This window comes from Acinetobacter sp. LMB-5, assembly GCF_001541635.1.
Lineage (GTDB): Bacteria > Pseudomonadota > Gammaproteobacteria > Pseudomonadales > Moraxellaceae > Acinetobacter > Acinetobacter pittii.
The window spans coordinates 1-623 of sequence record NZ_LRDR01000044.1 but is presented as its reverse complement, the minus strand read 5'-3'; the positions used below and the strand labels follow the sequence as shown (position 1 = coordinate 623).

Below are 623 nucleotides of genomic sequence, written 5' to 3'. Positions count from 1 at the left end.
GCGTTTCTGGCGCTTGTAGGCTTTCTGGCGCTCTTTCTGGACGCGGTCAGTCAGCCCAAATAAAGCGAATAGCGCGAGGTTGATGGTTTTGATGGCGGGTTTGGCGTAGTACCGCAGCTCGCCACTGGACGCCAACACCGCCTCTGAAATCGGGTGGACAGCCAACAGGCCAACACGCTGCAACTCCGCCAGTGCGCGACGAACGCGCGACAAAGACAGCCCCGTGTGCTCACAAATTTTCTTGTAAGACAGGTCGAACCATTTCTTGCTGTTGTACTGGTAGAACCCAACTTTAAACGTAGTGAGATCGATGTACTTGGCGATGCACTTGAGCACAAGCGTGACAGCTTCTGCGCTCTCGCTTCGACGCTGACGTTTCGAATCCTTGGCTCTCGCAAGCATTGGGATAGTTGAGCGCAAGTATGCGAACTTCTCGATACGAGTCGATAAATTTTGCAGTATTTGCGGAGTATTCTCGGCGATCTCAAACCGTAGTTTGGTGACCGGATTTAACGGATCGTGTCCGCACCGGTTGCCATAATGTAAGGCTGTGGTGTTCAGATATCACCGCACAGATGGCGGCGCTGATATTGATAAAATGGGGTCATGTGTTAGACTCTCCT

General features: G+C 52.2%; 1 protein-coding gene. It reads right to left on the bottom strand.

The window, feature by feature from the left end:
* Positions 1–420, bottom strand: a 420-nt coding sequence (locus AW165_RS18420) for a helix-turn-helix domain-containing protein (protein WP_212823903.1), incomplete at its 3' end; no start/stop codon positions are given.
* Positions 421–623: the final 203 nt, after the last annotated feature.